At 73.2% G+C, this 24,787-nt stretch carries 20 protein-coding genes; 8 read left to right on the top strand and 12 right to left on the bottom strand.

Features of this window, described 5'->3' with window-relative positions:
• Positions 1 to 114: 114 nt before the first annotated feature.
• From ACGFYQ_RS00895 to ACGFYQ_RS00880, 4 genes are all read right to left on the bottom strand, one after another.
• The gene (locus ACGFYQ_RS00895) at positions 115 to 930 is read right to left on the bottom strand and encodes a DUF4037 domain-containing protein (RefSeq protein ID WP_393738541.1); all 816 of its coding nucleotides are present in this window, start codon (positions 928 to 930) and stop codon (positions 115 to 117) included.
• Between the two features lie 32 nt (positions 931 to 962).
• Complete coding sequence (locus ACGFYQ_RS00890) at positions 963 to 1,811, bottom strand: trypsin-like serine protease (protein WP_393738539.1); 849 nt, start codon at positions 1,809 to 1,811, stop codon at positions 963 to 965.
• Positions 1,812 to 2,017: 206 nt separating this feature from the next.
• Positions 2,018 to 2,572 carry a DUF3995 domain-containing protein gene (locus ACGFYQ_RS00885; RefSeq protein WP_393738538.1) on the bottom strand — a complete coding sequence of 185 codons (555 nt, stop codon included), beginning with the start codon at positions 2,570 to 2,572 and terminating at the stop codon, positions 2,018 to 2,020.
• 172 nt (positions 2,573 to 2,744) lie between these two features.
• On the bottom strand, positions 2,745 to 3,971 hold the full coding sequence (locus ACGFYQ_RS00880; RefSeq protein WP_393738536.1) for an amidohydrolase family protein: 1,227 nt from the start codon (positions 3,969 to 3,971) through the stop codon (positions 2,745 to 2,747).
• A gap of 131 nt (positions 3,972 to 4,102) precedes the next feature.
• Between ACGFYQ_RS00880 and ACGFYQ_RS00875 the strand changes: the two genes are divergently transcribed.
• The 3 genes from ACGFYQ_RS00875 to ACGFYQ_RS00865 all read left to right on the top strand — a co-directional run bounded on the left by ACGFYQ_RS00875 (position 4,103) and on the right by ACGFYQ_RS00865 (position 8,594).
• Positions 4,103 to 7,201, top strand: a complete 3,099-nt coding sequence (locus tag ACGFYQ_RS00875) for a BTAD domain-containing putative transcriptional regulator (RefSeq protein ID WP_393738534.1) — start codon at positions 4,103 to 4,105, stop codon at positions 7,199 to 7,201.
• Positions 7,202 to 7,428: 227 nt separating this feature from the next.
• Complete coding sequence (locus ACGFYQ_RS00870) at positions 7,429 to 7,653, top strand: hypothetical protein (RefSeq protein ID WP_393738531.1); 225 nt, start codon at positions 7,429 to 7,431, stop codon at positions 7,651 to 7,653.
• A 218-nt stretch (positions 7,654 to 7,871) separates the two neighbouring features.
• Entirely contained in the window at positions 7,872 to 8,594 is a 723-nt protein-coding gene (locus ACGFYQ_RS00865; RefSeq protein ID WP_393738526.1) for a class I SAM-dependent methyltransferase, read from the top strand.
• A 109-nt stretch (positions 8,595 to 8,703) separates the two neighbouring features.
• Here the strand turns inward: ACGFYQ_RS00865 and ACGFYQ_RS00860 are convergent, their stop codons facing one another.
• Together ACGFYQ_RS00860 and ACGFYQ_RS00855 are read right to left on the bottom strand one after the other, a co-directional pair.
• Positions 8,704 to 11,460 carry an IPT/TIG domain-containing protein gene (locus ACGFYQ_RS00860; RefSeq protein ID WP_393738524.1) on the bottom strand — a complete coding sequence of 919 codons (2,757 nt, stop codon included), beginning with the start codon at positions 11,458 to 11,460 and terminating at the stop codon, positions 8,704 to 8,706.
• A gap of 189 nt (positions 11,461 to 11,649) precedes the next feature.
• Positions 11,650 to 13,287: a FadD3 family acyl-CoA ligase gene (locus ACGFYQ_RS00855; protein WP_393738522.1), complete on the bottom strand. Its 1,638-nt coding sequence runs from the start codon at positions 13,285 to 13,287 to the stop codon at positions 11,650 to 11,652.
• A 94-nt stretch (positions 13,288 to 13,381) separates the two neighbouring features.
• On the opposite strand from ACGFYQ_RS00855, the gene ACGFYQ_RS00850 reads away from it, so the two are divergent.
• From ACGFYQ_RS00850 to ACGFYQ_RS00840, 3 genes are read left to right on the top strand one after another with little or no spacing between them, the layout of a single operon-like run.
• A complete protein-coding gene (locus tag ACGFYQ_RS00850) occupies positions 13,382 to 14,533 on the top strand; it encodes a lipid-transfer protein (RefSeq protein ID WP_393738520.1) in 1,152 nt (383 codons plus the stop codon).
• A gap of 16 nt (positions 14,534 to 14,549) precedes the next feature.
• Complete coding sequence (locus ACGFYQ_RS00845) at positions 14,550 to 14,999, top strand: Zn-ribbon domain-containing OB-fold protein (protein ID WP_393738518.1); 450 nt, start codon at positions 14,550 to 14,552, stop codon at positions 14,997 to 14,999.
• Positions 14,996 to 15,772 (top strand): enoyl-CoA hydratase/isomerase family protein, encoded by a 777-nt coding sequence (locus ACGFYQ_RS00840; RefSeq protein WP_393738516.1) that lies wholly within the window; start codon positions 14,996 to 14,998, stop codon positions 15,770 to 15,772. Before ACGFYQ_RS00845 ends, ACGFYQ_RS00840 begins: the two co-directional genes overlap by 4 nt.
• Positions 15,773 to 15,801: 29 nt before the next feature.
• On the opposite strand, the gene ACGFYQ_RS00835 is transcribed toward ACGFYQ_RS00840, so the two are convergent.
• The 4 genes from ACGFYQ_RS00835 to ACGFYQ_RS00820 form a co-directional block, all read right to left on the bottom strand.
• Entirely contained in the window at positions 15,802 to 16,302 is a 501-nt protein-coding gene (locus tag ACGFYQ_RS00835) for a hypothetical protein (protein WP_393738514.1), read from the bottom strand.
• 318 nt (positions 16,303 to 16,620) lie between these two features.
• Positions 16,621 to 17,118, bottom strand: coding sequence for a peptidylprolyl isomerase (locus ACGFYQ_RS00830; RefSeq protein ID WP_393738512.1), 498 nt, complete (start codon positions 17,116 to 17,118; stop codon positions 16,621 to 16,623).
• A 67-nt stretch (positions 17,119 to 17,185) separates the two neighbouring features.
• Positions 17,186 to 19,606, bottom strand: a complete 2,421-nt coding sequence (locus ACGFYQ_RS00825) for a PQQ-binding-like beta-propeller repeat protein (RefSeq protein ID WP_393738510.1) — start codon at positions 19,604 to 19,606, stop codon at positions 17,186 to 17,188.
• 239 nt (positions 19,607 to 19,845) lie between these two features.
• Positions 19,846 to 20,646, bottom strand: a complete 801-nt coding sequence (locus ACGFYQ_RS00820) for a VOC family protein (protein WP_393738508.1) — start codon at positions 20,644 to 20,646, stop codon at positions 19,846 to 19,848.
• A gap of 342 nt (positions 20,647 to 20,988) precedes the next feature.
• Here ACGFYQ_RS00820 and ACGFYQ_RS00815 point away from each other — a divergent pair, with 342 nt between their 5' ends.
• Positions 20,989 to 21,636: a TetR family transcriptional regulator gene (locus ACGFYQ_RS00815; protein ID WP_328926228.1), complete on the top strand. Its 648-nt coding sequence runs from the start codon at positions 20,989 to 20,991 to the stop codon at positions 21,634 to 21,636.
• A gap of 54 nt (positions 21,637 to 21,690) precedes the next feature.
• Here ACGFYQ_RS00815 and ACGFYQ_RS00810 read toward each other — a convergent pair whose 3' ends face one another.
• Both ACGFYQ_RS00810 and ACGFYQ_RS00805 read right to left on the bottom strand, forming a co-directional pair.
• Positions 21,691 to 22,182 carry a nitroreductase family deazaflavin-dependent oxidoreductase gene (locus ACGFYQ_RS00810; protein WP_393738506.1) on the bottom strand — a complete coding sequence of 164 codons (492 nt, stop codon included), beginning with the start codon at positions 22,180 to 22,182 and terminating at the stop codon, positions 21,691 to 21,693.
• The gene (locus ACGFYQ_RS00805) at positions 22,182 to 23,405 is read right to left on the bottom strand and encodes an acyl-CoA dehydrogenase family protein (RefSeq protein WP_393738504.1); all 1,224 of its coding nucleotides are present in this window, start codon (positions 23,403 to 23,405) and stop codon (positions 22,182 to 22,184) included. Before ACGFYQ_RS00805 ends, ACGFYQ_RS00810 begins: the two co-directional genes overlap by 1 nt.
• Before the next feature lie 134 nt (positions 23,406 to 23,539).
• Between ACGFYQ_RS00805 and ACGFYQ_RS00800 the strand changes: the two genes are divergently transcribed.
• Positions 23,540 to 24,757: an acetyl-CoA acetyltransferase gene (locus ACGFYQ_RS00800; protein WP_393738502.1), complete on the top strand. Its 1,218-nt coding sequence runs from the start codon at positions 23,540 to 23,542 to the stop codon at positions 24,755 to 24,757.
• The last annotated feature ends 30 nt before the right edge of the window (positions 24,758 to 24,787 follow it).

Raw genomic sequence — 24,787 nt, 5'->3', positions numbered from 1 at the left:
GGGCAGCTTGGCCCAGGGGGCAGCTTGGCCCAGGGGGCAGCTTGGCCCAGGGGGCAGCTTGGCCCAGGGGGCAGCTTGGCCCAGGGGGCAGCTTGGCCCAGGGGGCAGCTTGGCTCAGGGGGTGGTGCGGGCCCGTATCGCGGCGACGGTCTCCCCGACCAGGAGCCGCGCCTCGGCGACCGTCGCCGCCAGCCGCTCGGCCGTCGCGCCGGGCGCCCCCAGCAGGGCACGGACCCGCGGGCCGAAGCCGGGCGGCGCGCCCGGCAGCGTCTCGGCGACCGCCAGGGCGCCCTTCTCGTTCAGGCACCAGCGCCGGTCCTCGGCGTACAGGGCCTGCACCAGCACGCCCACAGCCCGGGACAGGCAGAGCGAGACGTACAGCGCGTCCGCGCGCTCGACGCCCTTGGCAGCGGCTTCGACGAGGAACTCCGCCTCCCAGGCGCCCGCCGTCAACGCCTGCCGCAGCGCCTCGGGGTAGTCCGCGGTCCGGCGCCGAAGGTCCGTCAACTCACCACTCGGGTCGGCCAGTACCCGGCCGAGCGCCACCTCGCCCGCGTAGCACGGCGACCAGAAGCCGAGCGGATGCCCCGCCTGCACGCCCACCTCGTACCGGCCCTCGCGGCAGTCCTCCCACACCCGGCCGACCCGGTCCGCGTCCCGCAGGATCCAGTCCACCGCCACTCCGTCGACCGACAGCCACGCGCCGCCGTCGACCCACGGCCCCCAGCCGCCCGGTCCGGCCACCTCCACCCCGGGGCCGGCGAGCGCGCCCAGCGCGGCGAGGTCGAGCGCGCCGCGGTAGTAGACGCCGAGATCCCAGTCGGAGTCGGGGCGGTGCTCCCCGCGCGCCCGGCTGCCGCCGAGCAGCACGGCGACGACGCCGGGCACCTCGGCCAGGCGGTGGGCCATGTCTTCGATCTTCGTCTGCATGGGCACGAGTCTGGCAGCGCCGATGCCCGGGGTCAGCGCTTGGGGGTCGTCGCCTTGGCGTACAGCGAGGCCGCGTAGTCGCCGAGGACGGTGCTGGTCGACACGTCGTCGGTGTCGCCGCCCGTGAGGATGCCGATGATCTTTCCGTCGCGCGCGATCCACGCGCTGCCGCTGGTGCCGCCCGGGAAGTCCGCGCAGTCGAAGCGCTGTTCGGTCGCGCTCTCGCGGACGGTGACCGCCGTACAGGTACGGGGAACCTTGCGGTCGGCCGGGTAACCGGTGACGGTGACCTCCTCGCCCGCGCGCCCGCTGGTGTCGAGCACGGCCGCGCCGGTCACGCTCTCGATGGTGCGGCCCTTGGCGTCGGGGGCGAGGCGGGCGAAGGCGAGGTCGTAGTCGTCGTCGGTGCCCTCGGCCCAGCGGTCGTCCTCGAAGACTTCTTCCAGCTTCCATGTGCCGTACGGGGCCATGCCGTTCGCGTATGCAGGCGCGAAGACGGCGGTCCCGTCGCCCTGTTGCCCGTCGAGGAGGCAGTGCCCGGCGGTGACGATCAGGTTCCCGCCCGGGCTGTGCACGACGGTGGCGGTGCAGAAGTGGTCACTGTCCAGACCGTCCGTGAAGAGGGCCCCGGTGAAGGCCGCGGGCCCGCCGGGCGGGGGCGTGACGGCAGGCGGCAGCGCACTCCCGGGCGGGGTGGAGAGCTGAGGCTTCGCCGCTTGCGAACGCGACGGAGCGGTCGGCGATCCCGTCGGCCCGGCCTTCGCCCGCACGGGCGCAGCCCCCTCGGGCGGCGGCACCAGCTCGGCCACTGCGGCGGAGGCCCCCAGAGCCGCCACAGCACACAGCACCGCTGTCACCAGGGTCCGCTTGTCCACCGGCATGATGATCCTTCCGCTTTGCCCCGGCGAAGCATGCCCCGGACCCGGGGGCGGTTGCAAGGGGAGGGGCATCCGGTGACGGCGGTTTCCGGCGCGGAATCAGGGGCGTGGGCCGGTGGCTTCGGATGGTCGGGAGCCCCCTTGCCCCCCAAGGACAGCAGCCCCCGTGACCCCGCCGCGCCGCTGATCCCGACCGGCTGAAGTCCCGCCTATATCCCCGCCCCCCGAAGCCCCCGCTCGGCGCGCAGGCGGCGCCACGAGGCGAGGCCCAGCGTGAGGCCCCAGAGCAGGAAGAGGGTGTACCAGAACAGGCCCCAGGCGGCCTGCGGGTGGGCGTCTTGGGTGGCGAAGGCCGGAGACGGGACCACGCGGCCCGCCGAGAGCAGGTACTGCATTGCGAAGTACGTGACGCCCCAGAGCGTCATGCCTATCGCGGCGATCCCCGACGGGATGGCGATCAGGCGGGCCGGGATGCGGCGGCCCCGCGGGCTGACCAGGGCGAGGGAGAGCGCCGCGCCGAACACGGCGACCGCGCCCATCACCCAGTAGCCGATCGCCGCCTCCAGGTTGCCGTGCGGAGCGGTGGCGAAGTCGCCGGGGAACATGGCCGCGATACCGGCGCCCCACCAGAAGTGGGGCGCCGCGTACCCCAGGGCCGCGGCCGCGGCCGTATATCCGGCCCATCCGGACCGGAGGGCGGACCTGCGGTCGGACTGGCCGGTAGGCCGGTCCACCGGCTCGGTGATCGCGGTCTGGGGTGCCATGACGTCCTCCGGAAGGCTCGGGTCCGAGTGGCGGTTCCGTGTCCCCCCGCCGTGGACCAAGCCTTCCCGAGCAGGTGCCTTCCGCGGATCCGGCGGCCGCACGATCCGGGCTCCCCCGTCCGGGGGAGCCCGGTCCGCCCCTGGTACCGCCCGCCCCTCCGGGGACGGCCGGCTACGCCCCCGCCCCCGCCCACAGCCCCTCCGGCGTCAGCCCCAGCAGGTCGATCGCGTTGCCGCGGACGATGCGGTCGATCACGTCCGGGGGCAGGTGGCCCATCTGGGACTCGCCGACCTCGCGGGACTTCGGCCAGGTGGAGTCCGAGTGGGGGTAGTCCGTCTCGTAGAGGACGTTGGCGACGCCGATCGAATCCAGGTTCTTCAGGCCGAAGGCATCGTCGAAGAAGCAGCCGAAGACGTGCTCCGCGAAGAGTTCCGACGGCGGGCGGTGGACCTTGTCCGCCACGCCGCCCCAGCCGCGGTTCTCCTCCCAGACCACGTTCGCGCGCTCCAGGATGTACGGGATCCAGCCGATCTGGCCCTCCGCGTACATGATCTTCAGGTTGGGGAAGCGTTCGAACTTGCCGCTCATCAGCCAGTCGACCATCGAGAAGCAGCAGTTGGCGAAGGTGATGGTGGAGCCGACCGCCGGCGGGGCGTCCGCCGAGGTGGACGGCATGCGGGACGAGGAGCCGATGTGCATGGCGATGACCGTGCCGGTCTCGTCGCACGCCTGGAGGAAGGGGTCCCAGTCGTCCGTGTGGATGGACGGGAGGCCCAGGTGCGGGGGTATCTCCGAGAAGGCGACGGCCCGGACGCCGCGCGCCGCGTTGCGGCGGACCTCGGCGGCGGCGAGGCGGGCGTCCCACAGGGGGATGAGGGTCAGGGGGATCAGGCGGCCGCGGGCGTCCGGGCCGCACCACTCCTCCACCATCCAGTCGTTGTAGGCCCGTACGCCCAGCAGCCCCAGCTCACGGTCCTTGGCCTCGGTGAAGGTCTGGCCGCAGAAGCGCGGGAAGGTCGGGAAGCAGAGCGCCGACTGGACGTGGTTGACGTCCATGTCCGCGAGGCGGTCGGGAACCGAGAAGGACCCCGGGCGCATCTGCTCGTAGGTGATGACTTCCAGTTTGATCTCGTCGCGGTCGTACCCGACGGCCGTGTCGAGGCGGGTGAGCGGCCGGTGCAGGTCCTCGTACACCCACCAGTCGCCGATCGGGCCGTCGTCGCCCTCGGCCCCCATGACGGGGGCGAACTTGCCGCCGAGGAAGGTCATTTCCTTCAAGGGGGCGCGGACGACCCGCGGGCCGGTGTCCTTGTACCTGGACGGGAGCCGGTCCCGCCAGACGTGGGGGGGCTCCACCGTGTGGTCGTCCACCGAGATGATCTTCGGGAAGGTCTCCATGACTCATACGGTAGCGCCGATCTGACGAACCGTCAGCTAGTTGCGGGCCGATCGGTCCGGGACGGGCTGACGTGTACGCGCAAGACAGGGCAGACTGACCCTTACACCGACGGAAGGCAGGGGGACGACAGATGGACGGCGTACCGGCCATCCCACGCCCGAGGAACCCGCGGAACCACCCCGAGGCATCCCGGCCCACCCGCAGGAACGCGGCCCCCGCGGGAGCCCCCGCGGACCCGGCCGCCCTCGCGAAACCGGCCACCACATCCCCCGACGGCACCACCCCGCGTCCGGCCGCCTCCACGGATCCGGCCGGCCCTTCCACAGGGTCCCGCTTCGCCGTCCTCGGCCCCATCCGCGCGTGGCGCGGCGCCGAGACCCTGCCCTCCGGCACCCCCCAGCAGCGCGCCCTGCTCGCCACGCTCCTGCTGCGCGACGGCCGCACCGCCACCGCGCCCGAACTCATCGACGCCATCTGGGGCGAGGATCCGCCGCAGCAGGCCCTCGCCACCATCCGGACGTACGCCTCCCGTCTGCGCAAGGTCCTCGACCCCGGGCTGCTCGTCACCGAGTCCGGCGGGTACGCCATCCGGCTGCGCTCCACCGCCACCCTCGACCTCGGCGTCGCCCGCAGCCTCGTCGCCGACGCCGAGACGGCCCGCGAAGCCGGTGACCGCGCCCTCGCCCGTATGCTGCTGGCCCGCGCCCTGGACCTGTGGAACGGCGAACCCCTCGCCGGAGTCCCCGGCCCCGCGGCCGCCACCGAGCGCACCCGGCTCGCCGAGTGGCACCTGCAGCTGCTGGAGACCCGACTCGACCTCGACCTGGAGGTCGGCCACCACGCCGAGGCCGTCTCCGAGCTCACCGCGCTCACCGCCGCGCACCCGCTGCGCGAGCGCCTGCGCGAGCTGCTCATGCTCGCCCTCTACCGCAGCGGCCGGCAGGCCGAGGCCCTCGCCGTGTACGCCGACACCCGCCGGCTGCTCGCCGACGAGCTGGGCGTCGACCCGCGCCCCGAACTGTCCGCCCTCCAGCAGCGCATCCTGAACGCCGACGCCGACCTGGCCCGCGCCGAGGACCCGGCCCCGGCGGCCGCCGCCGTCCACGTACGGCCGGCCCAGTTGCCCGCCACCGTGCCCGACTTCACGGGCCGCACCAGCTTCGTCGACGAACTCGGCGCCATCCTCTCCGGCGGCGCCGAGGGCCAGGTCATGGCCGTCTCCGCGCTCGCCGGAATCGGCGGCGTCGGCAAGACCACCCTCGCCGTGCACGTCGCGCACGCCGCCCGCCCGCACTTCCCGGACGGCCAGCTCTACGTCGACCTCCAGGGCACCGAGGCGCGCCCCGCCGAACCGGAGGCCGTCCTCGGCTCGTTCCTGCGCGCCCTGGGCACCCCCGACACCGCCATCCCCGACTCCCCCGCCGACCGCGCCGCGCTCTACCGCTCCACCCTCGACGGCCGCCGCGTCCTGGTCCTGCTCGACAACGCCCGCGACGCCGCCCAGGTCCGCCCGCTGCTGCCGGGCACCGCGGGCTGCGCCGCCCTGGTCACCAGCCGGGTCCGCATGGCGGGCCTCGCCGGGGCCCATCTCGTCGACCTCGACGTGATGAGCCCCGAGGAGGCCCTCCAGCTGTTCACCCGGATCGTCGGCGAGGAACGCGTACGCGCCGAGCGCCAGGCCGCCCTCGACGTCGTCGGCGCCTGCGGCTTCCTGCCGCTCGCCATCCGCATCGCCGCCTCCCGCCTCGCCGCCCGCCGCACGTGGACCGTGTCCGTGCTCGCCGCCAAACTGGCCGACGAGCGCCGCCGCCTCGACGAGCTCCAGACCGGCGACCTCGCCGTCAAGGCCACCTTCGAGCTCGGCTACGGCCAGCTGGAGCCCGCCCAGCAGCGCGCCTTCCGCCTCCTCGGCCTCGCCGACGGCCCCGACATCTCCCTCTCGGCGGCAGCCGCCGTACTGGACCTGCCGGAGCACGACACCGAGGACCTCCTGGAGGCCCTGGTCGACTGCTCCCTCCTCGAATCCGCCGCCCCCGGCCGCTACCGCTTCCACGACCTCGTACGCCTCTACGCGCGTGCGTGCGCCGACCGCGACGAGCAGCCGCCGGGCGGCCGCGACGCCGCCCTGGACCGGCTGCTGGACTTCTACCTGGCCACGGCCTCCGGGGTGTACGCCCTGGAACGCCCCGGCGACCGGCTCCCGGCGCACCTGTCCGACACCAACTACCCGGGGCTGGTCTTCGGCGAGCCGCGCGCCGCCCTGGACTGGCTGTACGCCGAGGCCGACCCGCTGCTGGCGTGCGTACGGCAGGCCGCCGCGCGCACCGACGAAACGGAGGTCCTGCGCCGGGCCGTGGACCTGCTGTGGGCCGCCAAGGACCTCGCCGAGTCGGGGGCCAACTCCAAGCAGTACGAGTCGGCCGCCATGGCCCTGCGCGACGCCGCCCGCGCCGCCGAGGACCCGCGCTCCGAGGGGCGGGCCCGTACCACCCTCACCATGGTCCACCTCTTCACCGGCCGTTTCACCGAGGCCGACGACGAGGCCCGCCAGGCCACGGCGCTCGCCCGCGAGGCCGGCGACCCGCTGCCCAGCTGCTGGGCGCCCAACGACCGCGGGATCATCGCCCTCTACCAGGGCCGGCACGCGGACGGCGAGCGGTACCTGCTGGAGGCCATCGAGAACTTCCGCGCCGACGGCAACAACGTCGGCGAGGCCAGCGCGCTGTGCAACCTCTCCCGCATCCACGTGGAGCTGGGCCGCCTCGCGAGCGCGATAGACCTCGCCCAGCAGGGCATCGCCATCTACGACCGGATGGGGCTGACCCTGCGCCTGGCCAACGGCCGCTACGCGCTCGGCATCGCCCTCACCCAGGCGGGCCGGCTCGGCGAGGCCCTGGCGCAGCTCGCCGAGGCGCTGTCGCTGTTCCACGACAACCGCCAGCCCCTGTGGGAGGGCGTGACGCACTTCCGGCTCGCCGAGGCCCATCTGGCGGCGCGCCGCCCGACGTTGGCCGCCTCGCACGCCGAGCAGGCCATCGCGCTGCGCGGGATCGGCGGCGAGTGGCGGCGGGCGACCGTGCTGACGGTGCTGGGCAGGGCGCTGCGGCAGCTGGGGCAGACGGACCGGGCGCGGGCCTGCTGGCGGGACGCGGAGACGGTGTTCGCGCAGCTGGGATCGGCCGAACTGGCCGAGGTGCAGGCCCTGCTGGCCTCGGAGATCGCGGCCTGACCCATGGGTGCGGGCACGCGGACGAGATGAACGAGTCGGCGCTGACCTGCGGCGGAGCCGGCCGGCGTGTGATGAACGAGGCGTTCATCGTTCGTTTATCGCCACACGACAGTATTAGTGCATCGACCCGGCGCGTCGGGGGGCATCCGGGTCGGTTGGAGGACTACCCGTTCGGCGGTCCTCGGGGGAATCGCCGAACGGGCCCGACCCATCCATCAGGAGATCCGATGACGACGAACGAGAACATCCTGCCGACCGACGGCGACCTCAAGCCGCTCGACAACCACGCCTCGGGCGTCGAGATCAAGCCGCTGGAGAGCCCTGCACCGGGCGTCGACGTCACGCCGATGGACAACCACGCCTCCGGCATCGAGATCAAACCGCTCGACAACCACGCCTCGGGCGAGGACATCGTGACGCTGGACAACCACGCGTCCGGTCCGCGTCCGTAAGACGTCCCACGGGGGATACGGGGGACGGTCCCACGGGGGAAGACACGGGGGACCACGGGGGATACGGGGGGTACGGGGGAGATCACCGCGGATCGGGGGACCACGGGGGTCACGGGGGAGCACAACCGATGAACGGCGGCCGCGGTGGCCCGGAGGGGGAGCCACCGCGGCCGCCGCACGCGTGTGTCCGGGTACCCGCGTGCCCATACGCTGGGTGTGTGTTCACCACCCACGGGCCGAGCGTCCGAGAACTCGCCGTGCAGGGCCTCTCCTCCGTCGAGCGGGGCTACGACCTGCTGGCGCCGAAGTTCGACCTCACGCCGTTCCGCACCCCGGACCGGATGCTCGACGCCGTCGAGGAGACCCTGGCCCAGCGGGAGGGCTCCTTCGGCACCGGGCTGGACGTGTGCTGCGGCACGGGAGCCGCGATCGGGATGCTGCGGCGGCTGTGCCTGGACCGCGTCACCGGGGTGGACCTGAGCGCGGGCATGCTGGCCGAGGCCGCGCGGGCGTACCCGGACGAGCGCGTGGACTTCGTACGGGGCGACGCGCGGGCCCTGCCGCCCGCGCTCGGGGACTCGTACGACCTGGCCGTGAGCTTCGGGGCCTTCGGCCACTTCCTCCCGGCCGAGCGGCCCGCGCTCTTCTCCGGGGTCCACTCCGCGCTGCGCGAGGGCGGGGTCTTCGCCTTCCCGATCGGCGCCCCGATCCCGCCGAGTTCACCGCTGTGGTGGGCGGTGGCCGGGTTCGACGCGGTGATGCGGGTGCGCAACGCGGTGTGGCGGCCGCCCTTCGTCATGTACTACCGGACCTTCCCGCTCAGCGGGGTCCGCGCCGACCTGCGGGCGGCCGGCTTCACCGTGGAGACCGTGCCGCTGGACCACTTCGGACGCACCCCCCAGGGCGCACCCCACTGGCGGCTGGTCCTTGCCCGGCGCTAGGCCCTGTCCGACCTAGTTCCCGGACACGGCCCGGGCCCAGGGGGCCACGCGCATCGGCCCGGACCCGAGGCGGGTCCGGGCCGATGCGGCCGGTGCGGGCCGAGACGGCTCAGCGCAGGGTGAACGGGGCCACGTGTGTCGTGGTGTCCGCTCCGCTGATGGTGAACCGCAGGTTGTAGCTGCCGTCCGCCAGCCCCTTGGTGGGGAGGTTGACGATGTAGCCGCGGATACCCGCGTCGTACCGGAACGGGGTCGTGAACGGCCTGGTGGTGGGACCGACGACCTGGCTGGGTGTGAGGGTGATGCCAGGGCTGGACAGGTTGACGCCGTTGACGTCGCAGATCTGGAGCCTGATCGGAATCGTGCTGTTCCCGCCGCGGATCGGCCGGCTCGGGTCGTAGAGCAGGCAGATCCGGTACGCCACGGTGTACGTGACGCTCTTGGTGGCCGGGTTGGCGGCGACGTCCGTGGCGTTCACCGTGAAGGTGTGCGAGCCGAACGTCGAGGTGTCGATCGGGCTGCCGTTCGGGACCGTACCGACGCAGCTCGCCACACCGGAGGTGGCGTCCGCGCACGAGTAGGACGCCGTGACCGACTCGTGGAACAGGTACGTGCCGGCCGTCGGGCGCACGATGGTGATCGTCGGCGCCGCGGTGTCGAGGCGCACCGTGATCGTCTGCGGAGCGGACGTGTTGCCGGCGTTGTCGGTGGCGGTGAACGTCACCGTCGTGACGCCGTCCGTCGTGATCGGCACGGCGGCGCTCGCGCCGGGCACGTCGGTGGATCCGATCGGCTGGGCGCCGCTCGCGCTGTAGGTGATCTTCTGGATGCCGGAGCCGCAGGACCCGTCAGCGGCGCTGATGTTGACCGTCGCCGGACTGCTGTTGTTCCAGCCGGCGCCGTTCGGCGACGGCGAGATGCTCGCGGAGGCGGTCGGCGCGGAGGTGTCCGCGTCGTACGTGAACCTGTCGGCGGCGGTGACCGGGCTGGTGCCGTTGGCGTTGGTCACGGTGACGTCCACCGTGCCCCGTGCCTGCGGGGGCACCTGCGCCGTCAGTTCCTCCGGCCCGATGACGTTCACGCTCGTGGCGGCCACGGAGCCGAACTTGACGGTGGCGCCGCTGGTCGGGAACTCCGTGCCCCTCACCGTCACCGTGTTCACGCACTGGGCCAGTTCGGGCCCGTGGTTCGGGGTGACGCTCGTGACGGTCGGCGGGGACAGCGTGACGCGGTCCATCGCGGTGCCCCAGTCGCCGCCGCGGATCCCGGTGTTGTCGATGGCTCCGATCTGCTGGACCGTCCAGACGTCCTTGGGGTTGCTCGGGTCGCGTGCGGTGCCCGAGTAGTCACCCCAGCGTGGCCGGCTGCAGTTGGTGCACGTGTAGGCCTGGGTGCCCGCGTCGTAGAAGTCGCCGAAGGTCGTCGCCGGGAAGTTCCCGCCCGGCACTCCGATCGCGACCGCCGTGACGAACATGGTGGTCGAGGACGCACTGAAGCCCGCGAACAGGTCGTCCTCGTCGTTCAGCGCCAGGGAGCCGTAGTAGAGGTCTCCACCGACGAGGCCGAGATCGAGGTTGGTGGCCAGGCTCTGGCCCCCGCCGGTCGCGATCTGGATGAAGCGCTGGCAGGAGTGGCCCGCGGTGTCGCCGATGGGGGTACAGCCGACGTTGAAGAGGCCCCACAGGTGGTTGTTCTGCCAGGCGACCGACAGCATCCGGTCGTCGTTGGTGTTGATCGTCGCGTCGCCCCCGGCCGGCTGGGCAGCCATCGGCGGTGGGGGTGCGGCCCCGATGGCGATGGTGTTCTCGGTCTGGTTGACCGCGCTGACGCCGGGCACGCCGGTGATCGTGGTCACCACGACGTCGGTGCCGTCGTGTTCCATCGCGAGCTGGTCATTGATCGCCGACAGGGAGGTGGCCGGGACGACGTCGGCCTTGGTGTTGTCCTGTGCGAACGTCGCGAGGCTGACCGAGGCGGCACCGGCCAGGAGGTCCGCCTTGTTGACGACCACGGTCTGTTCGCCCAGGAACGGCTGGCCGGGTGCGACGAGGTCGAAGTTGTTCCAGGTCAGCGTGACCTTGTCGTTGGTGTAGCCGAGCGTCGGCCGGTCGTGCTGGACGTTCGCGTTGTTGCTCCCGGCGATGTAGACGGACCACCCCCCGCGGGGGTCGGAGCTGTCGCTGACCGCGACGTCGACCTCGTCGCCGCCGGCCGGGAGTCCCTCGTACGCGGCGAAGAAACGACCGGAGCCCGCGTCGTAGTGCACCCGCGGATCACCGCCCGTGTTCGCCGCGAAGCCGAAGAAGGTGCCCAGGTCGAAGGGGGCGCCGACGGCGTTGCCGGCCTTGTCGTAGACCTGGCCCGTGCGGTTGATGAACTGGACGATGCGGGTGGGGCCGACCGCGAGCTGCGTGTCGGAGGGCGCAGTTCGGGCGGCAGCGGCGTTGTCCGCGTTCCCGAGCGTGCGGAAGGTCTTCAGCCGCTCGATGACGGCCGTGGACGGAACCGCCTTCGGCGACGCCGCGCCCTTCGGAGTCAGCTTCACGGTGGTGACGGGCAGGCTCGGCTGCCGCCGCGGTCCCACGGGCGCCGGCCGCTTCGGAGGGGCGAGGTACGGTCGCTCCTGGGGCTCGGCGGTGCCCTTCGGCCGGGGCAGCGTGCGTACGTCCACGCGCTTCTTCACGCGGACCCGCGACGGCTTCCCCTCGCCGTCCGCCGGCGACGGGCTGCTGGCCGTGGGCGGGGCGCTGGGACGCGGCTCGGCCGCCGCCCCGCCCGCGGGTGCGGCCACGGTGAGCGTCACGGCGAGCGTGAGGAGCAGGGCGCGCGGCCAGCCGCGTACGGCGCGCATCACACTGCGGTTCACTCGGAGAAGGCGTCTCGACGACACGGGCTCCCCCCTTCAGCCCTTGTCGGAAGTACGGTCCCGCCGGCGGATCGGCAGCGGGCGGTCGTTGTCCTGCAGTAGCCGATGATCACGACCGGGTGTCTATCGGATGGACCCGTCATCGGCTGCCGTCTGCGGCAAGCGTTGCCGACGCTTCCCTCTTACGGCCTACTTCGCTTCGCGCAGCTCGCGCTTGAGGACCTTGCCGCTCGCGTTGCGCGGCAGCTCGGTGACGAACTCCACCGCGCGCGGCACCTTGTAGTTGGCCATCTCCCGCCGGGACCAGGCGATCAGGTCGTCGGCGGTGAGGGTGGAGCCGGGGCGGCGGACCGCGTACGCCTTGCCGACCTCGCCGAGCCGCGGGTCCGGGACCCCGACCACCGCGACGTCGGCTATGTCCGGGTGCAGGCCCAGGAGTTGCTCGATCTCGGCGGGGTAGGCGTTGAACCCGCCGACGATGAACATGTCCTTGATCCGGTCGGTGATGCGCAGGTTGCCGTCCGTGTCGAGGACTCCGACGTCGCCGGTGCGGAGCCAGCCCTCGGCGGTGACGGCCGCGGCGGTTTCGGCCGGGTCCTCGAAGTAGCCCCGCATGACGTGGTGGCCGCGGACCCATACCTCGCCGGCCGTGCCGGCGGGCCGGGCGCTGCCGTCGGGTCCGGCGATGCGTATCTCCGTGCCGGGGATGGGCCGCCCCGAGGTGGCGGCGATGACCTCCGCCGGGTCGCCGCGGCGGCACATGGTGACGATGCCGCCGGCCTCGGAGAGCCCGTACGCGGTGAGGACGGTGGCGATGTGCAGCTCGCCGCGGAGCCGCTCGACGAGCCTGAGCGGGACGACGGCCGCGCCGGTCACGACCAGGCGCAGGGCGGAGAGGTCGTGGCGGTCGCGCTGGGGGTGGTCGAGGAGGGACTGGTGGAGCGTGGGCGGGCCGGGGAGTACGGAGATCCGCTCGGCGGCGATGTTGGCGAGGACGGTGTCCACGTTGAAGACGGGCTGGGGGACCATCGTGGCGCCGCGCATCAGGCAGGCGATGATCCCGGCCTTGTAGCCGAAGGTGTGGAAGAAGGGGTTCACGATCAGGTACCGGTCGCCCTCGCGCAGTCCGGCGAGTTCGCTCCAGACGGCGTAGCAGCGCAGGGACTGGGCGTGGGTGATGACGGCGCCCTTGGGGCTGCCGGTGGTGCCGGAGGTGAAGATGATGTCGGAGGGGTCGTCGGGCCGAATCGTTTCGGCACGCTCGCGGACCGCCGCCGCCGGTACGGGATCCCCGCCCGCGAGGAAGTCCTTCCAGGTGCGGAACGACTCGGGGGCGTCCTCGGCGAGGACGACGACCTGCTCCAGGTGCGGCAGCCCGGGCAGCGGCCCCGCGCCGGGGCCCTCGGCCGCGGCGCGGCGCAGGGAGGCGACGTACGAGGTACCGAGGAAGGTGCCGGTGACGAAGAGCAGCCTGGCCCGGCTGCGCTGCAGGACGTACGCGGCTTCGGTGCCCTTGAAACGGGTGTTGAGGGGGACGAGGACCGCGCCGGCGGAGACGGCGCCGAGCGCGGAGACGATCCACTCCAGGGTGTTGGGGGCCCAGACGGCGACCCGGTCGCCGGGCTCGACCCCGGCGGCGACGCAGGCGGCCGCGGCGCGCTCGACCCGCTCGCCGAGCTGCGCGTAACTGATCCGGACGCGGCCGTCGACGACGGCCTCGCGGTCGGCGTACTGTTCCGCTGCCGCCCGGACCAGCCCCGCGATGCTGCCCCAGCGCAGGTCTCCGCGTACGTCCTCGCGCCGGTCGTCGCGCCCGTCGTCGCCCATGTGTGTCACCCTCCCGCGAACCCAGTAGCTGACTATCCGTCAGATTAGCTGTAGCCTTCGCGGCTGTCAGTACTGGCGCACCCCGGAGGTGGCGATGGCGGCAACGCTCAAGGACGCTACGGCGATAGTCGGCATCGGCCAGACCGCCTTTGCCAGACAACTGCCGCAGTCCGAGAAGGAACTGGCCTGCCGGGCCATCCTGGCGGCCCTGGCCGACGCGGGCATCGAACCGTCCGAGGTCGACGCCTTCGCCTCCTACACCATGGAGGAGACCGACGAGGTCGAGGTCGCCAAGGCCATCGGCGCCGGCGACGTCACCTTCTTCTCCAAGGTCGGCTACGGCGGCGGCGGTTCCTGCGCCACCGTCGGCCACCTCGCCTCCGCCGTCGCCACCGGCCAGGCCACCGTCGGCGTCGCCTGGCGCTCCCGCAAGCGCGGCTCGGGCCCCCGCCCATGGAAGAACACCGCCGTCCAGCTGCCCACCCCCGGCCAGTGGACCCGCCCCTTCGGCCTGCTGCGCCCCGCCGACGAGATCGGCATGCTGGCCCGCCGCTACATGCACGAGTACGGCGCCACGCGCGACCACCTCTTCAACGTGGCGATGGCCTGCCGCAACCGGGCCAACGAGAATCCGGCCGCGATGATGTACGAGCGCCCGCTGACCCGCGAGATGTACATGAGCTCCCGCATGATCAGCGACCCGCTCTGCCTCTTCGACAACTGCCTGGAGACCGACGGGGCCCTGGCCTGCGTGATCGTCTCCGCCGAGCGGGCCCGGGACTGCCGCCAGAGGCCCGTCTACGTGCACTCCGTCGCCCAGGGCCTGCCCGCCCAGCACCACGGCATGGTCAACTACTGGAACGACGACCCGCTGTCCGGACCCGCCTGGACCGCCGCCCGACACCTGTGGAAGCAGGCCGACTTCGGGCCCCAGGACGTGGACGTCGCCCAGATCTACGACGCCTTCACCCCGCTGATCCCGCTCTCCCTGGAGGGCTACGGCTTCTGCGGACGCGGCGAGGGCGCCGCCTTCACCGAGGGCGGGGCCCTGGAGATGGGCGGCCGGCTCCCGATCAACACGGGCGGAGGCGGCCTCTCGGAGGCCTACGTGCACGGCTTCAACCTGATCAACGAGGGCGTCAAACAGCTGCGCGGCGTCTCCACCGCCCAGGTTCCCGACGCCGCCACCTGCCTGGTGACGGCGGGCGAGGGCGTCCCGACCTCCGCCATCCTGCTTCGAGCCTGACCCGAGGAGCCGACCGATGACCGCACCCGCCACCGACGAACTCCTGCTCCCGGTCCCCGACGAGGACGGCGCCCCCTTCTGGGAGTACGCCGCCCAGGGCGAACTCCGCGTCCAGGCCTGCGCCGCCTGCGGCAGACTCCGCTTCCCGCCGCGCCCCTGCTGCCCGCACTGCCGGTCCTTCGACTCCGAGTGGCGCCTGATGAGCGGCCGCGGCCGGATCTGGTCCTACGTACAGCCGCACCCGCCGCTGCTGCCCGCGTACGCCGCGCAGGCCCCGTACAACGTGATCCTCGTGGAGCTCGCCGACGCCCCGCACATCCGGCTGGCCGGGAACCTGGTGGCCTCGGCCGACGCCCCGCTGAACTCGGTGGACCCGGCCCGGCTGCGCATCGGGGCACGGGTGCAGGTGGTCTTCACCGAGACCGGCGGGATGTCCGTGCCGCGCTGGGTGCTGGAGCGGTCATGACGCTGCGGGTGGAGCGGGACAAGGCGACCGGGGTCGCGGTCGTCACCCTGGACCGGGAGCGCAGGCACAACGCCATCGACCTGGAGACCGCCGCCGAACTGGGCGAGGTGTGGCGGGAGTTCCGCTTCGCCGAGGACGTACGGGCGGTGGTGCTGACGGGCGCCGGGACGGCGGCCTTCTGCACGGGCATCGACCGCGGCGTGGACGTCCCCCAGCCCGGCTCCCCGTACTCGGTCGACGATCCGCTGCTCTCCATCGGCCCGAAGGCGGGCGACCTGTGGAAGCCGGTGATCGCCGCCGTGAACGGCATGGCGTGCGGCGGGGCCTTCTACCTGCTGGGCGAGGCGGAGTTCATCATCTCCTCCACGTCCGCGACGTACTTCGACCCGCACACCGCGTACGGGATGGTCAGCGCCTACGAGGCCGTGTACATGGCGCAGCGGATGCCCTTCGGGGAGGCCGCGCGGATGTCCCTGATGGGCACGGCGGAACGGCTCTCCGCGCAGCGGGCGTACGACATCGGCCTGGTCTCGGAGCTGACCGGGCCCGGGGAGCTGCTTCCGGCGGCGCTGTGCGCGGCGGGGACGCTGGCCGGCTTCCCGACGGAGGCCGTACAGGGCACCGTACGGGCCCTGTGGTCGGCGAAACAGGCCGCGCTGCAGCAGGCGCTGGCGCAGGCTCCGGCGCTGATCGCGCTGGGGAACCTGGCGCCGGAGCGGCAGGCGGACTTGTTCGCGGGGCGGCGGCGGGCGGCGGAGCCGCGGGTGCGGTGACGGGCGGGCCTGGCCGGGCCGACTGACCGCTAGGAGCGGGTGATCCGGCCGAGCCGGCAGTTCTTGACCTCGGCCGCCTTGTCCGCCTGCGTCATCGAGACGGTGACGATCCGGGTCTCGTTCGCCTTGAGCGTGAGCCGGATGGTGTTCCGGTCGACCACGGCGCCGCTCGTACCCTCGAACACCACCGGCACCTCCACCGCGCGTTCCGTGTTCAGGTCGGAGGTGACCTTGAGCGTGGCTTCCTTCTTCCCGGCGCCGGCGCAGGTGACGACCTCGGCGTGCGCGCGCGGGGCGGTGCTGCTGGGCGAGGGCGTCGGGCTGCTGGAGCTGCCGCTGCCGCTGTGGGACTTCTTCTTCGTCTTGGAGCTGGAGCAGCCGCCTCCGCTGCTGCTCTTGCTCTTGCCGCTGCTCCCGCTGCTCCCGCTGCTCCCGCTGCTGCTGCTCCCGCCGTGCGACGAGAACCCGGTCAGCGCGAGCACGACGCCGACGAGCACCGCGGTGAATCTGATACGACGTCCAGCCACCATGGCCCGAACCCCTCCCGTTGGACAGACGGCGCGTCACGCTACCAGGCTCCCCCCGGGCACCCGTCGTCCGCGTGCGCGGTCCCGGGTCCGGGCGTAGCGTCGGGATCGAGGCCCGCACCTCGGAGGGCCGGGCATGCCCCCGCGACGTACTCGGCTCGCCGACGGGTCCCCTCGAAGCGGCGGCCGCCGTCTGAGCCCCTTCCGTGCCTGGTACGACGGCCGTCCCACGGGCGCGGGCCCGGCCGTACGCCGAAACGGCGGCGGCCCCGGCCCCCGGGGAGGGGGCGGGGCCGACCGGCCGTACTGGCGGGGTGGGGATCAGGCGGCGTCGACGACGCCCGAGGCCGCGATCTCGATCTTGGCGCGGGTGGCGCCGGACTGGGAGCCCAGGGACTCGATCTTCTTGACCAGGTCCGAACCCGAGACGACCTCGCCGAAGACGACGTGCTTGCCGTCGAGCCACGGGGTCGGGATGGTCGTGATGAAGAACTGCGAGCCGTTGGTGTTGCGGCCGGCGTTCGCCATCGACAGCAGGAACGGGCGGGTGTGCTTCAGCTCGAAGTTCTCGTCGGCGAACTTCTCGCCGTAGATGCTCTTGCCGCCGGTGCCGTTCTGGTTGGTGAAGTCGCCGCCCTGGAGCATGAACTCCGGGATGACGCGGTGGAACGGCGAGCCCGCGTAGCCGAAGCCGTGCACGCCGGTGGCGAGCTCGCGGAAGTTCTGGGCGGTCTTCGGGACGACGTCGTCGAAGAGCTTGAACTCGATGCGGCCCGCGGCCTCGCCGTTGATGGTGATGTCGAAGTAGACGTTGCTCATGGGGTCCATCCTGTCACTCCCCGTCCGGTGCGCTACCCGGCGGGGCCGCAGCCCCACCCCGGACAGGTCAGCCGCTCGTCCGCGTGCCCGTGCCCTTGGCCGCGTCCAGGGCGTACACGCAGCGGTCCTTGCTGCACGCGTAGACCACGCCCGCCTCGGCGACCGGGGCACCCGTGATCTCACCGCCCGTGGCCAGCTTCCAGCGCAGCTGGCCGCCCGCCGCGTCCAGGGTGTACAGGCAGTGGTCGGCCGAGCCGAAGTGCACCCGGCCGTCCGCGACCGCCGGCAGGCCGGTGATCTCGCCGCCCGCCGCGAACCGCCACTTCGGGGTGCCGGTGACCGCGTCGAGCGTGTACAGCGCGCTGCCCGCGCCCAGGTGGACGCTGCCGTTAGCCACCAGCACCGGGTCCGCGGACGTGCGCGCCTCGGTCGCGATCCGCCAGCGGTCCTGCCCGGTGGCCGCGTCCAGCGCGTAGACGGTGCCCAGGTAATCGGCGAGGTAGACCCCGCCGCCCGTCACGGCGGCGCCCGGCGCGAAGGCCGGCGGCGCCAGGAAGACCGCGGGGGCCTCGAAGTGCCAGCGGACCCGGCCCGAGGCCCGGTCCACGGACAGCACCCGGGTGCCGGCCGCGACGTAGACGTTGCCGTCCGGCGCCGGGGTGACCCGTACGGGGACGTTCCCGCAGGAGGCAGCGTCGCCGACCGGGTAGGACCAGGACTCGCGGCCGCTGCGGGCGTCGAGCGCGCGCAGCCGGGCGTCCGCCCACACGTAGACCGTGCCGTCGTGCAGGACGGGGGCCGCCTCCGGGGTCTCGAAGTCGGTCTGCGCGCCGTTCAGCTCCCACAGCTTCTGGCCGTTGGACGCCTCCCAGCCCTGTACGCCGCCACCGCGGGTGGCGGTGACGACCGTGCCGCGATCCGCGCGCAGGGCGTACACCCAGGCGTCGGAGGACAGCCTCCACCGCTCGGAGCCGTCGGAGGCGTCGAGGGCGTAGAGGGAGGGGCCGTCGGAGGCGTGGATGCGGCCGTCGGCGACGGCCATGGACCAGGCGACGTCACGGGTCTTGAACTGACGGCGGCCGCTGGCCACGTCCAGGGCGTGGACCTCGAAGGAGGTGACGTAGAGCAGGTCGCCGGCGACGGTCGGGGTGCCCCAGACCTCATTGGACATGCGGAAGCGCCACGGGCGCCAGCGGCCGCTGTCCGGGGCCGGCCCGGGAGCCGGTACGGACGGCAGGGCGGAGCCGGCGGGGGTGACGGCCACCGCTCCGCCCGGCGGGCGGATCCAGCCGGTCGCCGAGTCCACGGAGGCGTGCGCGGCGGGCGCCGCGGCCGTCGCACGCGGCCCGGGGCCGATCGGCACCGGGGAGCCGCCCAGCCGGACCGGCTCGCCCGAGGGCACCGGCGACATCGGCGGGTGGTGCGGGCGCTGCGGAACGGCCTGGCCGGTGCGCGGGTCCACCCACGCCTCGGCGCCGCGCTGGCGGCGGTGCGTGGCGGCTCCGGAGCCCGGCCCGCGGGATGCGGCGCCGCCGCCCCCGCCGTCCCGGCCGGAGCCGGGCACGGGCACCACGGCCGCGGCCGCGGCGGGCGTACGGTTGCCCGCGCGCCGGGCCTCGATCATCGCGACGGCCCGCCCGGGCAGCCACGCCGAGGCGGTCCCGCTGTCGTCACCGCCGTCGAAGAGGTGCGGGGCGAGCTGCGCCTGGAGGTCGGCCGGGGTCGGCCGCAAGGTGGCGTCCATCTGCATGCAGGATTCGATCAGCGGCCGCAGCTCCTCGGGCAGCCCCTCCAGGTTGGGCCCCTCGCGCAGCAGCATGAAGACCGTCTCCACCGGGTTCGCCCCGTGGTACGGCGGATGCCCGGTCGCGGCGAAGACCAGCGTCGAGCCGAGCGAGAAGACGTCGCTGGCGCCCTTGACGCTGCGCGAGTCCTTCGCCTGCTCGGGCGACATGTACGCGGGAGTGCCGACGGCGACGTTCGTCATGGTCAGGCGGGTGTTGGAGACCCCGCTCGCGATGCCGAAGTCGATCACGCGCGGCCCGTCCTCGACGACGAGGACGTTGGACGGCTTCAGGTCGCGGTGGACCAGGCCGGCGCCGTGGATGGACTGCAGGGCCTCGGCGATGCCGGCCGCGAGCCACCGCACGGCCTGGGCGGGCATGGGCCCGCACTCGTTGACGATCTCCTCCAGGGAGGGCGCCGGGACGTACGCGGTCGCCAGCCACGGCACGGCGGCGCGCGGGTCGGCGTCGACCACGGCCGCGGTGTAGAAGCCGGACACGGCGCGGGCCGCCTCCACCTCGCGGGTGAAGCGGACCCGGAACAGCTGGTCCTCGGCGAGCTCGGTGCGCACCGTCTTGATCGCGACCCGCCGTCCGGACGCGGACCGCGCGAGATAGACCAGCCCCATGCCGCCGGCGCCGAGCCGTCCCAGCACCTCGAAGGGGCCGATCCGTCTCGGGTCGTGCTGCGTCAGCTGCTCCACCACTCGCCTCCACACCTCCCCGTACGGGCCCTCGCCGGGCCCGCTTCCACCAGCGCGCGCACCGGTACGGGGCCCTGGTCGTGCCCCGTGCAGCGTCTCACCCCCGGACGCCGCCCGGGTCGCGCAACCCCGATTCTGTCAGGCCCGCGCCCGGTCCGGCCCCGGCACGGCGGACGCCGCGTCCTGTCGTCCGGGTCACACCCGGCTCAGGCACGGCTCATGCGCGCATCAGGCGCGCATCAGGCGTGGCCCGTCTGCTTGGTGCGGGGTTCCGACAGCAGCCCGAAGACCGCCCCCTGATTGTCGGCGACGACCGCGATCCTCCCGTAGGGGGTGTCGAAGGGGTCGGCGGTGACCCGGCCGCCGAGCCGCTGCACCATGGCCACGGACTGGTCGCAGTCCGGGACGGCGAAGTAGGCGAGGAAGTGGGCCGGCATGATCTCCGGGAAGGCGTCGGTGATCAGGCTGCGGCCCATGACGGCGGTGTCGGTGCCGGGCGCGCTGCCGGGCGGGGACCAGACGCGGTACTCCACGCCCGCGTCGTCCTGGTCCTGCGGTACGTAGCCGAAGACCTTGGCGTAGAAGACGTCCACGGCGTCCCGAGCCCGCGTGTACACCTCGGTCCAGCAGTACGTGTACGGCTCCTGCTGGGCCTCGAAACCGTGGTGGGTACCGGGCTGCCACAGGCCGAAGACGGCTCCGCCGGGGTCGGCGGCCATCGCGGCGGTCCCGTACGGGCCGACGGGCATCGGGTCCATCACCATCTGGCCGCCGGCGGCGCGGATCCGCTGCGCGCAGGCGTAGGCGTCGGTGGTGTAGAGGTAGATCCCCCATACGGTGGGCATCCGCCCGTCGGGCTTGGGGGCGAGGGCGGCGACGTTGCGGCCGCGGCTGTAGGCCTGCGTGTAGTGGCCGTATTCGGCGCCCGCGCTCTCGGAGAAGGTCCACCCGAAGAGCTCACCGTAGAAGCGCTTGCCCGCCTCGACGTCCGGGAGCGAGGCGTCCACCCAGCAGGGTGCGCCTTCCGCGAATGCGGCCATGAGCCCGGTTCCTTCCGTTGTGCGGAGGTATGTACCCTCCCACCTCTCCCAGCCATGATCCGCCCGAAAACTTGTCCACAGCCTGTTGATAAGACTATTCGGGGGAAACATTGCGGAACCGGGCGACACGCCCTGGCCTGGCCCCCCGGGCCGGTCGGGGGCCGGCTCCGGCCGGATCCCGGGGCGGACCGCGGGCGGACTACGGCAGGACCGCAGCCGAATCGCGGCCGGATTTCGCCGCCGCGGCCGTGCGGGACCCGCTTCCGCCCAGGCCAGCGACCCCGTAACCCCATTTGCAGGCGGCCGAATAGCGCGCCGATCACCCCTCGGTAAGCTGACGGCATGACAGGACAAGTACGCACCGTCGACGGGCGTGTCGCCGGCCGGCGCGGTCAGGCGACGCGGCAGAAGCTGCTCGACTGCCTCGGCGAGATGCTCAGCTCCTCGCCGTACCGCGACGTCAAGGTGATCGACGTCGCACGCAAGGCCGGCACCTCCCCCGCGACCTTCTACCAGTACTTCCCGGACGTCGAAGGCGCCGTCCTGGAGATCGCCGAGCAAATGGCCACCGAGGGTGCCCAGTTGACGGCACTTGTCGAGGGCCGGAACTGGGTCGGCAAAGCCGGTTGGGCCGCCGCCGAGGAACTCGTCGAGGGCTTCCTGGAGTTCTGGCGGCGCAACGACGCGATCCTGCGGGTCGTCGACCTCGGCGCGGCCGAGGGCGACAAGCGGTTCTACAAGATCCGCATGAAGATCCTGAACTCGGTCACCAACTCCCTCACGGAGTCGGTGAAGGAGCTCCAGTCCAAGGGCAAGGTCGACAAGGACATCAGTCCGGCGGCCATGGCCGGTTCGCTGGTCGCGATGCTGGCCGCGGTCGCCTCGCACCAGAAGGGCTTCCAGACCTGGGGTGTCAAGCAGGCCGAGCTCAAGCCGAACCTGGCACTGCTCGTCCACCTCGGCATCACGGGCAAGAAGCCCACCAAGTAGCGGCGGGCCCCTTACAGGGTCCGCCGCCCCGGTACTGCTTCCGCACGCCTGTGATCAGCGACGCTCCAGGCGGAACAGCCGGATCTCGCGCTCGATGCGCGCCTGGTACGTCGCGTACGGCGGCCAGAACCCCAGCACCGCCCGCCACGCCGCCGCGCGCTCCTCGCCTGCCAGCAGCCGGGCCCGTACGGCGATGTCCTGGCCTTTCCAACTCACGGACGCGTCCGGGTACTTGAGCAGATTCCCGGTCCACGCCGGGTGCCCGGGCCGGCCGAAGTTGGAGCCGATCAGCAGCCAGGTCGCCCCGCCGTCCTCCGGCATGCAGGCGAGTGGCGTGGTGCGCGGTTCGCCGGTCTTGGCGCCCTTGGCGGTGAGGATCACGCCCGGCAGCATCTGCGCGCTGAGCATGACCTTGCCGCGGGTCAGCTTGTGCACCGCCTTGTCCATGGCGGGGATGAAGTGCGGTGCGATCTTGGCGAACAGCATGGTCGAGGAGACCTTCTGCATCAGCCTGACGCCGGGAGCCACGCGGTCCACGCGAGCCATCAGACGGCCACCTTCACGTGTGCGGTCGGGGACGCGAACAGGCCCGCGCGGTCGGCGGCGTGTGCCCGCAGCCGGTGGACCGGGCCGAACAGCAGCTCGTCGGCCGCCGCCCGCTTGAAGTAGAGGTGCGCGTCGTGCTCCCAGGTGAAGCCGATGCCGCCGTGCAGCTGGATCGCCTCGCCCGCGGTCACGCGCAGGGCCTCCAGGGCCTGGGCGAGGGCGAGGCCGCCCTGCCGCGGGTCCCAGGCGGCGTAGTAGGCGGCCGAGCGGGCCGCCTGCACCTGTACGTAGAGGTCGGCGAGGCGGTGCTTGACCGCCTGGAAGGAGCCGATCGCCCGGCCGAACTGCTCGCGCTGCCGTACGTACTCCACGGTGCGGGCGAGCGCCTGGCCGGCCGCGCCGACGGCCTCGGCGGCGAGCACGGCGCAGGCGGTACGACCGGTCGCGGCGAGGGCGCCCAGTACGTCGGCGCCGGCGCCGACGCCGGTCCCCGCACCGGCACCCGGCTCGCCCAGCAACTCGGCCGGGGCGTCCCTGAGCTGGATCCGGGCCTGGGGGCGGGTCTCGTCCAGTGTGGCCTGCCTCGACCGTACGAGCCCGGGCGCGTCCTCCCGTACGAGGAACAGCAGCGTACGGCTGCGCGCGAAGCCGCCCGTGTGCGCGGCGACCAGCAGCACCGAGGCGCTGTGCCCGTCGAGCACCTGGGCGGTCTCCCCGTACAGCCGCCAGCCGTCGCCCTCCGCGTCGGGACGGGCCTGGACCCCGCCCGCGCGGCCGCCGCCGGACCACGGGCCGGCGGTGTTGTCGCCGGTCAGCGCGAGGGCGGTGGCCAGCGCCGGGCCGGGGACGGCGAGGGCGGCGGTCAGCCCGCCGGCGGCCAGCGGCGGGAGCAGCGCGGAGCGCTGGGCGGCCGTGCCGAGCGCGGTGATCAGCGGCACGCAGAGCGCGGCGGTGGCGAACAGCGGCGAGGGCAGCAGCGCCCGGCCGGTCTCCTCGCAGGCGAGGGCCAGGTCGGCGGGGGTGCAGCCGACGCCGCCGTACTCCTCGGCGACGGCGAGGCCCGGCAGCCCGAGCCGCTGGGAGAGCTGCTGCCACAGCTCGCGGTCATGTCCGTCGGCGGTGCGGACGGCGGCTTTGACCTCGTCCGGGCCGCAGCGTTTGCCCAGGATCTCGCGCAGGGTACGGCGCATCTCGTCCTGCTCCGCGGTGAAGGCGGCATCCATCGTCGGGCTCCTCCCCGTATCTGACGGGCCGTCATGTTAGGGCGGGCGGAGTCAGATGCACAGGGGGCGGGCGGAACGGGCCGCATCGCATCGCGGGCTAGCTTCTGACGAACCGTCAGATGTACCGTCCCTTCATGCCTGGACTCACACCCGGACCCGTATCCGGACCCACCCCTGGTCCCGCGCCCCGCCCGCGCCGGAGGGTCGCGGTGGTCGGCGTCGCGCTCTCGGACTGCGGGCGGGTGGACGGACCCACCCCCTACGCCCTGCACGCGCAGGCCGCCCGCCGCGCCCTGGCCGACTCCGGCCTCGACCGCTCGGTCATCGACGGCTTCGCCTCGGCCGGCCTCGGCACGCTCGCGCCGGTCGAGGTGGCCGAGTACCTGGGCCTGCGCCCCACCTGGGTCGACTCCACCTCGGTGGGCGGCTCCACCTGGGAGGTCATGGCCGCCCACGCGGCGGACGCGATCGCCGCGGGGCACGCCAACGCCGTGCTGTTGGTCTACGGATCCACGGCCCGGGCGGACATCAAGGCCCGGCGGCGGACCTCGAACCTCTCCTTCGGGGCACGGGGGCCGCTGCAGTTCGAGGTCCCGTACGGCCACACGCTGATCTCCAAGTACGCGATGGCCGCCCGCCGCCACATGCACGAGTACGGGACGACGCTGGAGCAGCTCGCCTCGGTGGCGGTACAGGCCAGGGCGAACGCGGCCACCAACCCGGACGCGATGTTCCGGACCCCGATCACCGTGGACGAGGTCCTGTCCGGCGACATGATCGCGGACCCGTTCACGAAGCTGCACTGCTGCATCCGCTCGGACGGCGGCTGCGCGGTGCTGCTGGCGGCGGAGGACTACGTACCGGATACGGCGAAGGCCCCGGTCTGGATCCTGGGGACGGGCACCTCGGTGTCCCACACCACCATGTCGGAGTGGGAGGACTTCACGGTGTCCCCGGCTGCGGTCTCGGGCCGCATCGCCTTCGAGCGGGCGGGCCTGACTCCGGCGGACGTGGATCTGGCCGAGATCTACGACGCCTTCACGTACATGACCCTGGTGACCCTGGAGGACCTCGGCTTCTGCGCGAAGGGCGAGGGCGGGGCCTTCGTGGAGAAGGGCCGCCTGCTGCGCGAGGGGGAACTCCCGGTCAACACGGACGGCGGCGGCCTCTCGGCCTGCCACCCGGGCATGCGGGGCCTGTTCCTGCTGGTCGAGGCGGTCCGCCAACTCCGCGGCGAGGCGGGCGCGGGCCAGGTCACCAAGCCCGGCGGCCGCCTCCCGGAGGTGGCCCTGGCCTCGGGCACGGGCGGCTGGTTCTGCTCGTCGGGGACGGTGATCCTGGGACGGGGGTGAGGGGCCCGCCGCTTCGATCGGCAGGGGCCT

It is taken from the genome of Streptomyces sp. NPDC048258 (genome assembly GCF_043201995.1).
In the GTDB taxonomy this organism is placed as follows: domain Bacteria; phylum Actinomycetota; class Actinomycetes; order Streptomycetales; family Streptomycetaceae; genus Streptomyces.
Note: the sequence above shows the minus strand (reverse complement) of the source record. Positions and strands in the feature narration are given on the sequence as shown.

Bases quoted from the DNA above. Each gene is read 5' to 3' on its own strand.
- ACGFYQ_RS00815 (WP_328926228.1), top strand. From the start codon at position 20,989: ATGACAGGACAAGTACGCACCGTCGACGGGCGTGTCGCCGGCCGGCGC.
- ACGFYQ_RS00870 (WP_393738531.1), top strand. From the start codon at position 7,429: ATGACGACGAACGAGAACATCCTGCCGACCGACGGCGACCTCAAGCCG.
- ACGFYQ_RS00890 (WP_393738539.1), bottom strand. From the start codon at position 1,811: ATGCCGGTGGACAAGCGGACCCTGGTGACAGCGGTGCTGTGTGCTGTG.
- ACGFYQ_RS00895 (WP_393738541.1), bottom strand. From the start codon at position 930: ATGCAGACGAAGATCGAAGACATGGCCCACCGCCTGGCCGAGGTGCCC.
- ACGFYQ_RS00885 (WP_393738538.1), bottom strand. From the start codon at position 2,572: ATGGCACCCCAGACCGCGATCACCGAGCCGGTGGACCGGCCTACCGGC.
- ACGFYQ_RS00880 (WP_393738536.1), bottom strand. From the start codon at position 3,971: ATGGAGACCTTCCCGAAGATCATCTCGGTGGACGACCACACGGTGGAG.
- ACGFYQ_RS00840 (WP_393738516.1), top strand. From the start codon at position 14,996: ATGACGCTGCGGGTGGAGCGGGACAAGGCGACCGGGGTCGCGGTCGTC.
- ACGFYQ_RS00845 (WP_393738518.1), top strand. From the start codon at position 14,550: ATGACCGCACCCGCCACCGACGAACTCCTGCTCCCGGTCCCCGACGAG.
- ACGFYQ_RS00830 (WP_393738512.1), bottom strand. From the start codon at position 17,118: ATGAGCAACGTCTACTTCGACATCACCATCAACGGCGAGGCCGCGGGC.
- ACGFYQ_RS00875 (WP_393738534.1), top strand. From the start codon at position 4,103: ATGGACGGCGTACCGGCCATCCCACGCCCGAGGAACCCGCGGAACCAC.
- ACGFYQ_RS00855 (WP_393738522.1), bottom strand. From the start codon at position 13,287: ATGGGCGACGACGGGCGCGACGACCGGCGCGAGGACGTACGCGGAGAC.
- ACGFYQ_RS00850 (WP_393738520.1), top strand. From the start codon at position 13,382: ATGGCGGCAACGCTCAAGGACGCTACGGCGATAGTCGGCATCGGCCAG.
- ACGFYQ_RS00805 (WP_393738504.1), bottom strand. From the start codon at position 23,405: ATGGATGCCGCCTTCACCGCGGAGCAGGACGAGATGCGCCGTACCCTG.
- ACGFYQ_RS00835 (WP_393738514.1), bottom strand. From the start codon at position 16,302: ATGGTGGCTGGACGTCGTATCAGATTCACCGCGGTGCTCGTCGGCGTC.
- ACGFYQ_RS00810 (WP_393738506.1), bottom strand. From the start codon at position 22,182: ATGGCTCGCGTGGACCGCGTGGCTCCCGGCGTCAGGCTGATGCAGAAG.
- ACGFYQ_RS00820 (WP_393738508.1), bottom strand. From the start codon at position 20,646: ATGGCCGCATTCGCGGAAGGCGCACCCTGCTGGGTGGACGCCTCGCTC.
- ACGFYQ_RS00800 (WP_393738502.1), top strand. From the start codon at position 23,540: ATGCCTGGACTCACACCCGGACCCGTATCCGGACCCACCCCTGGTCCC.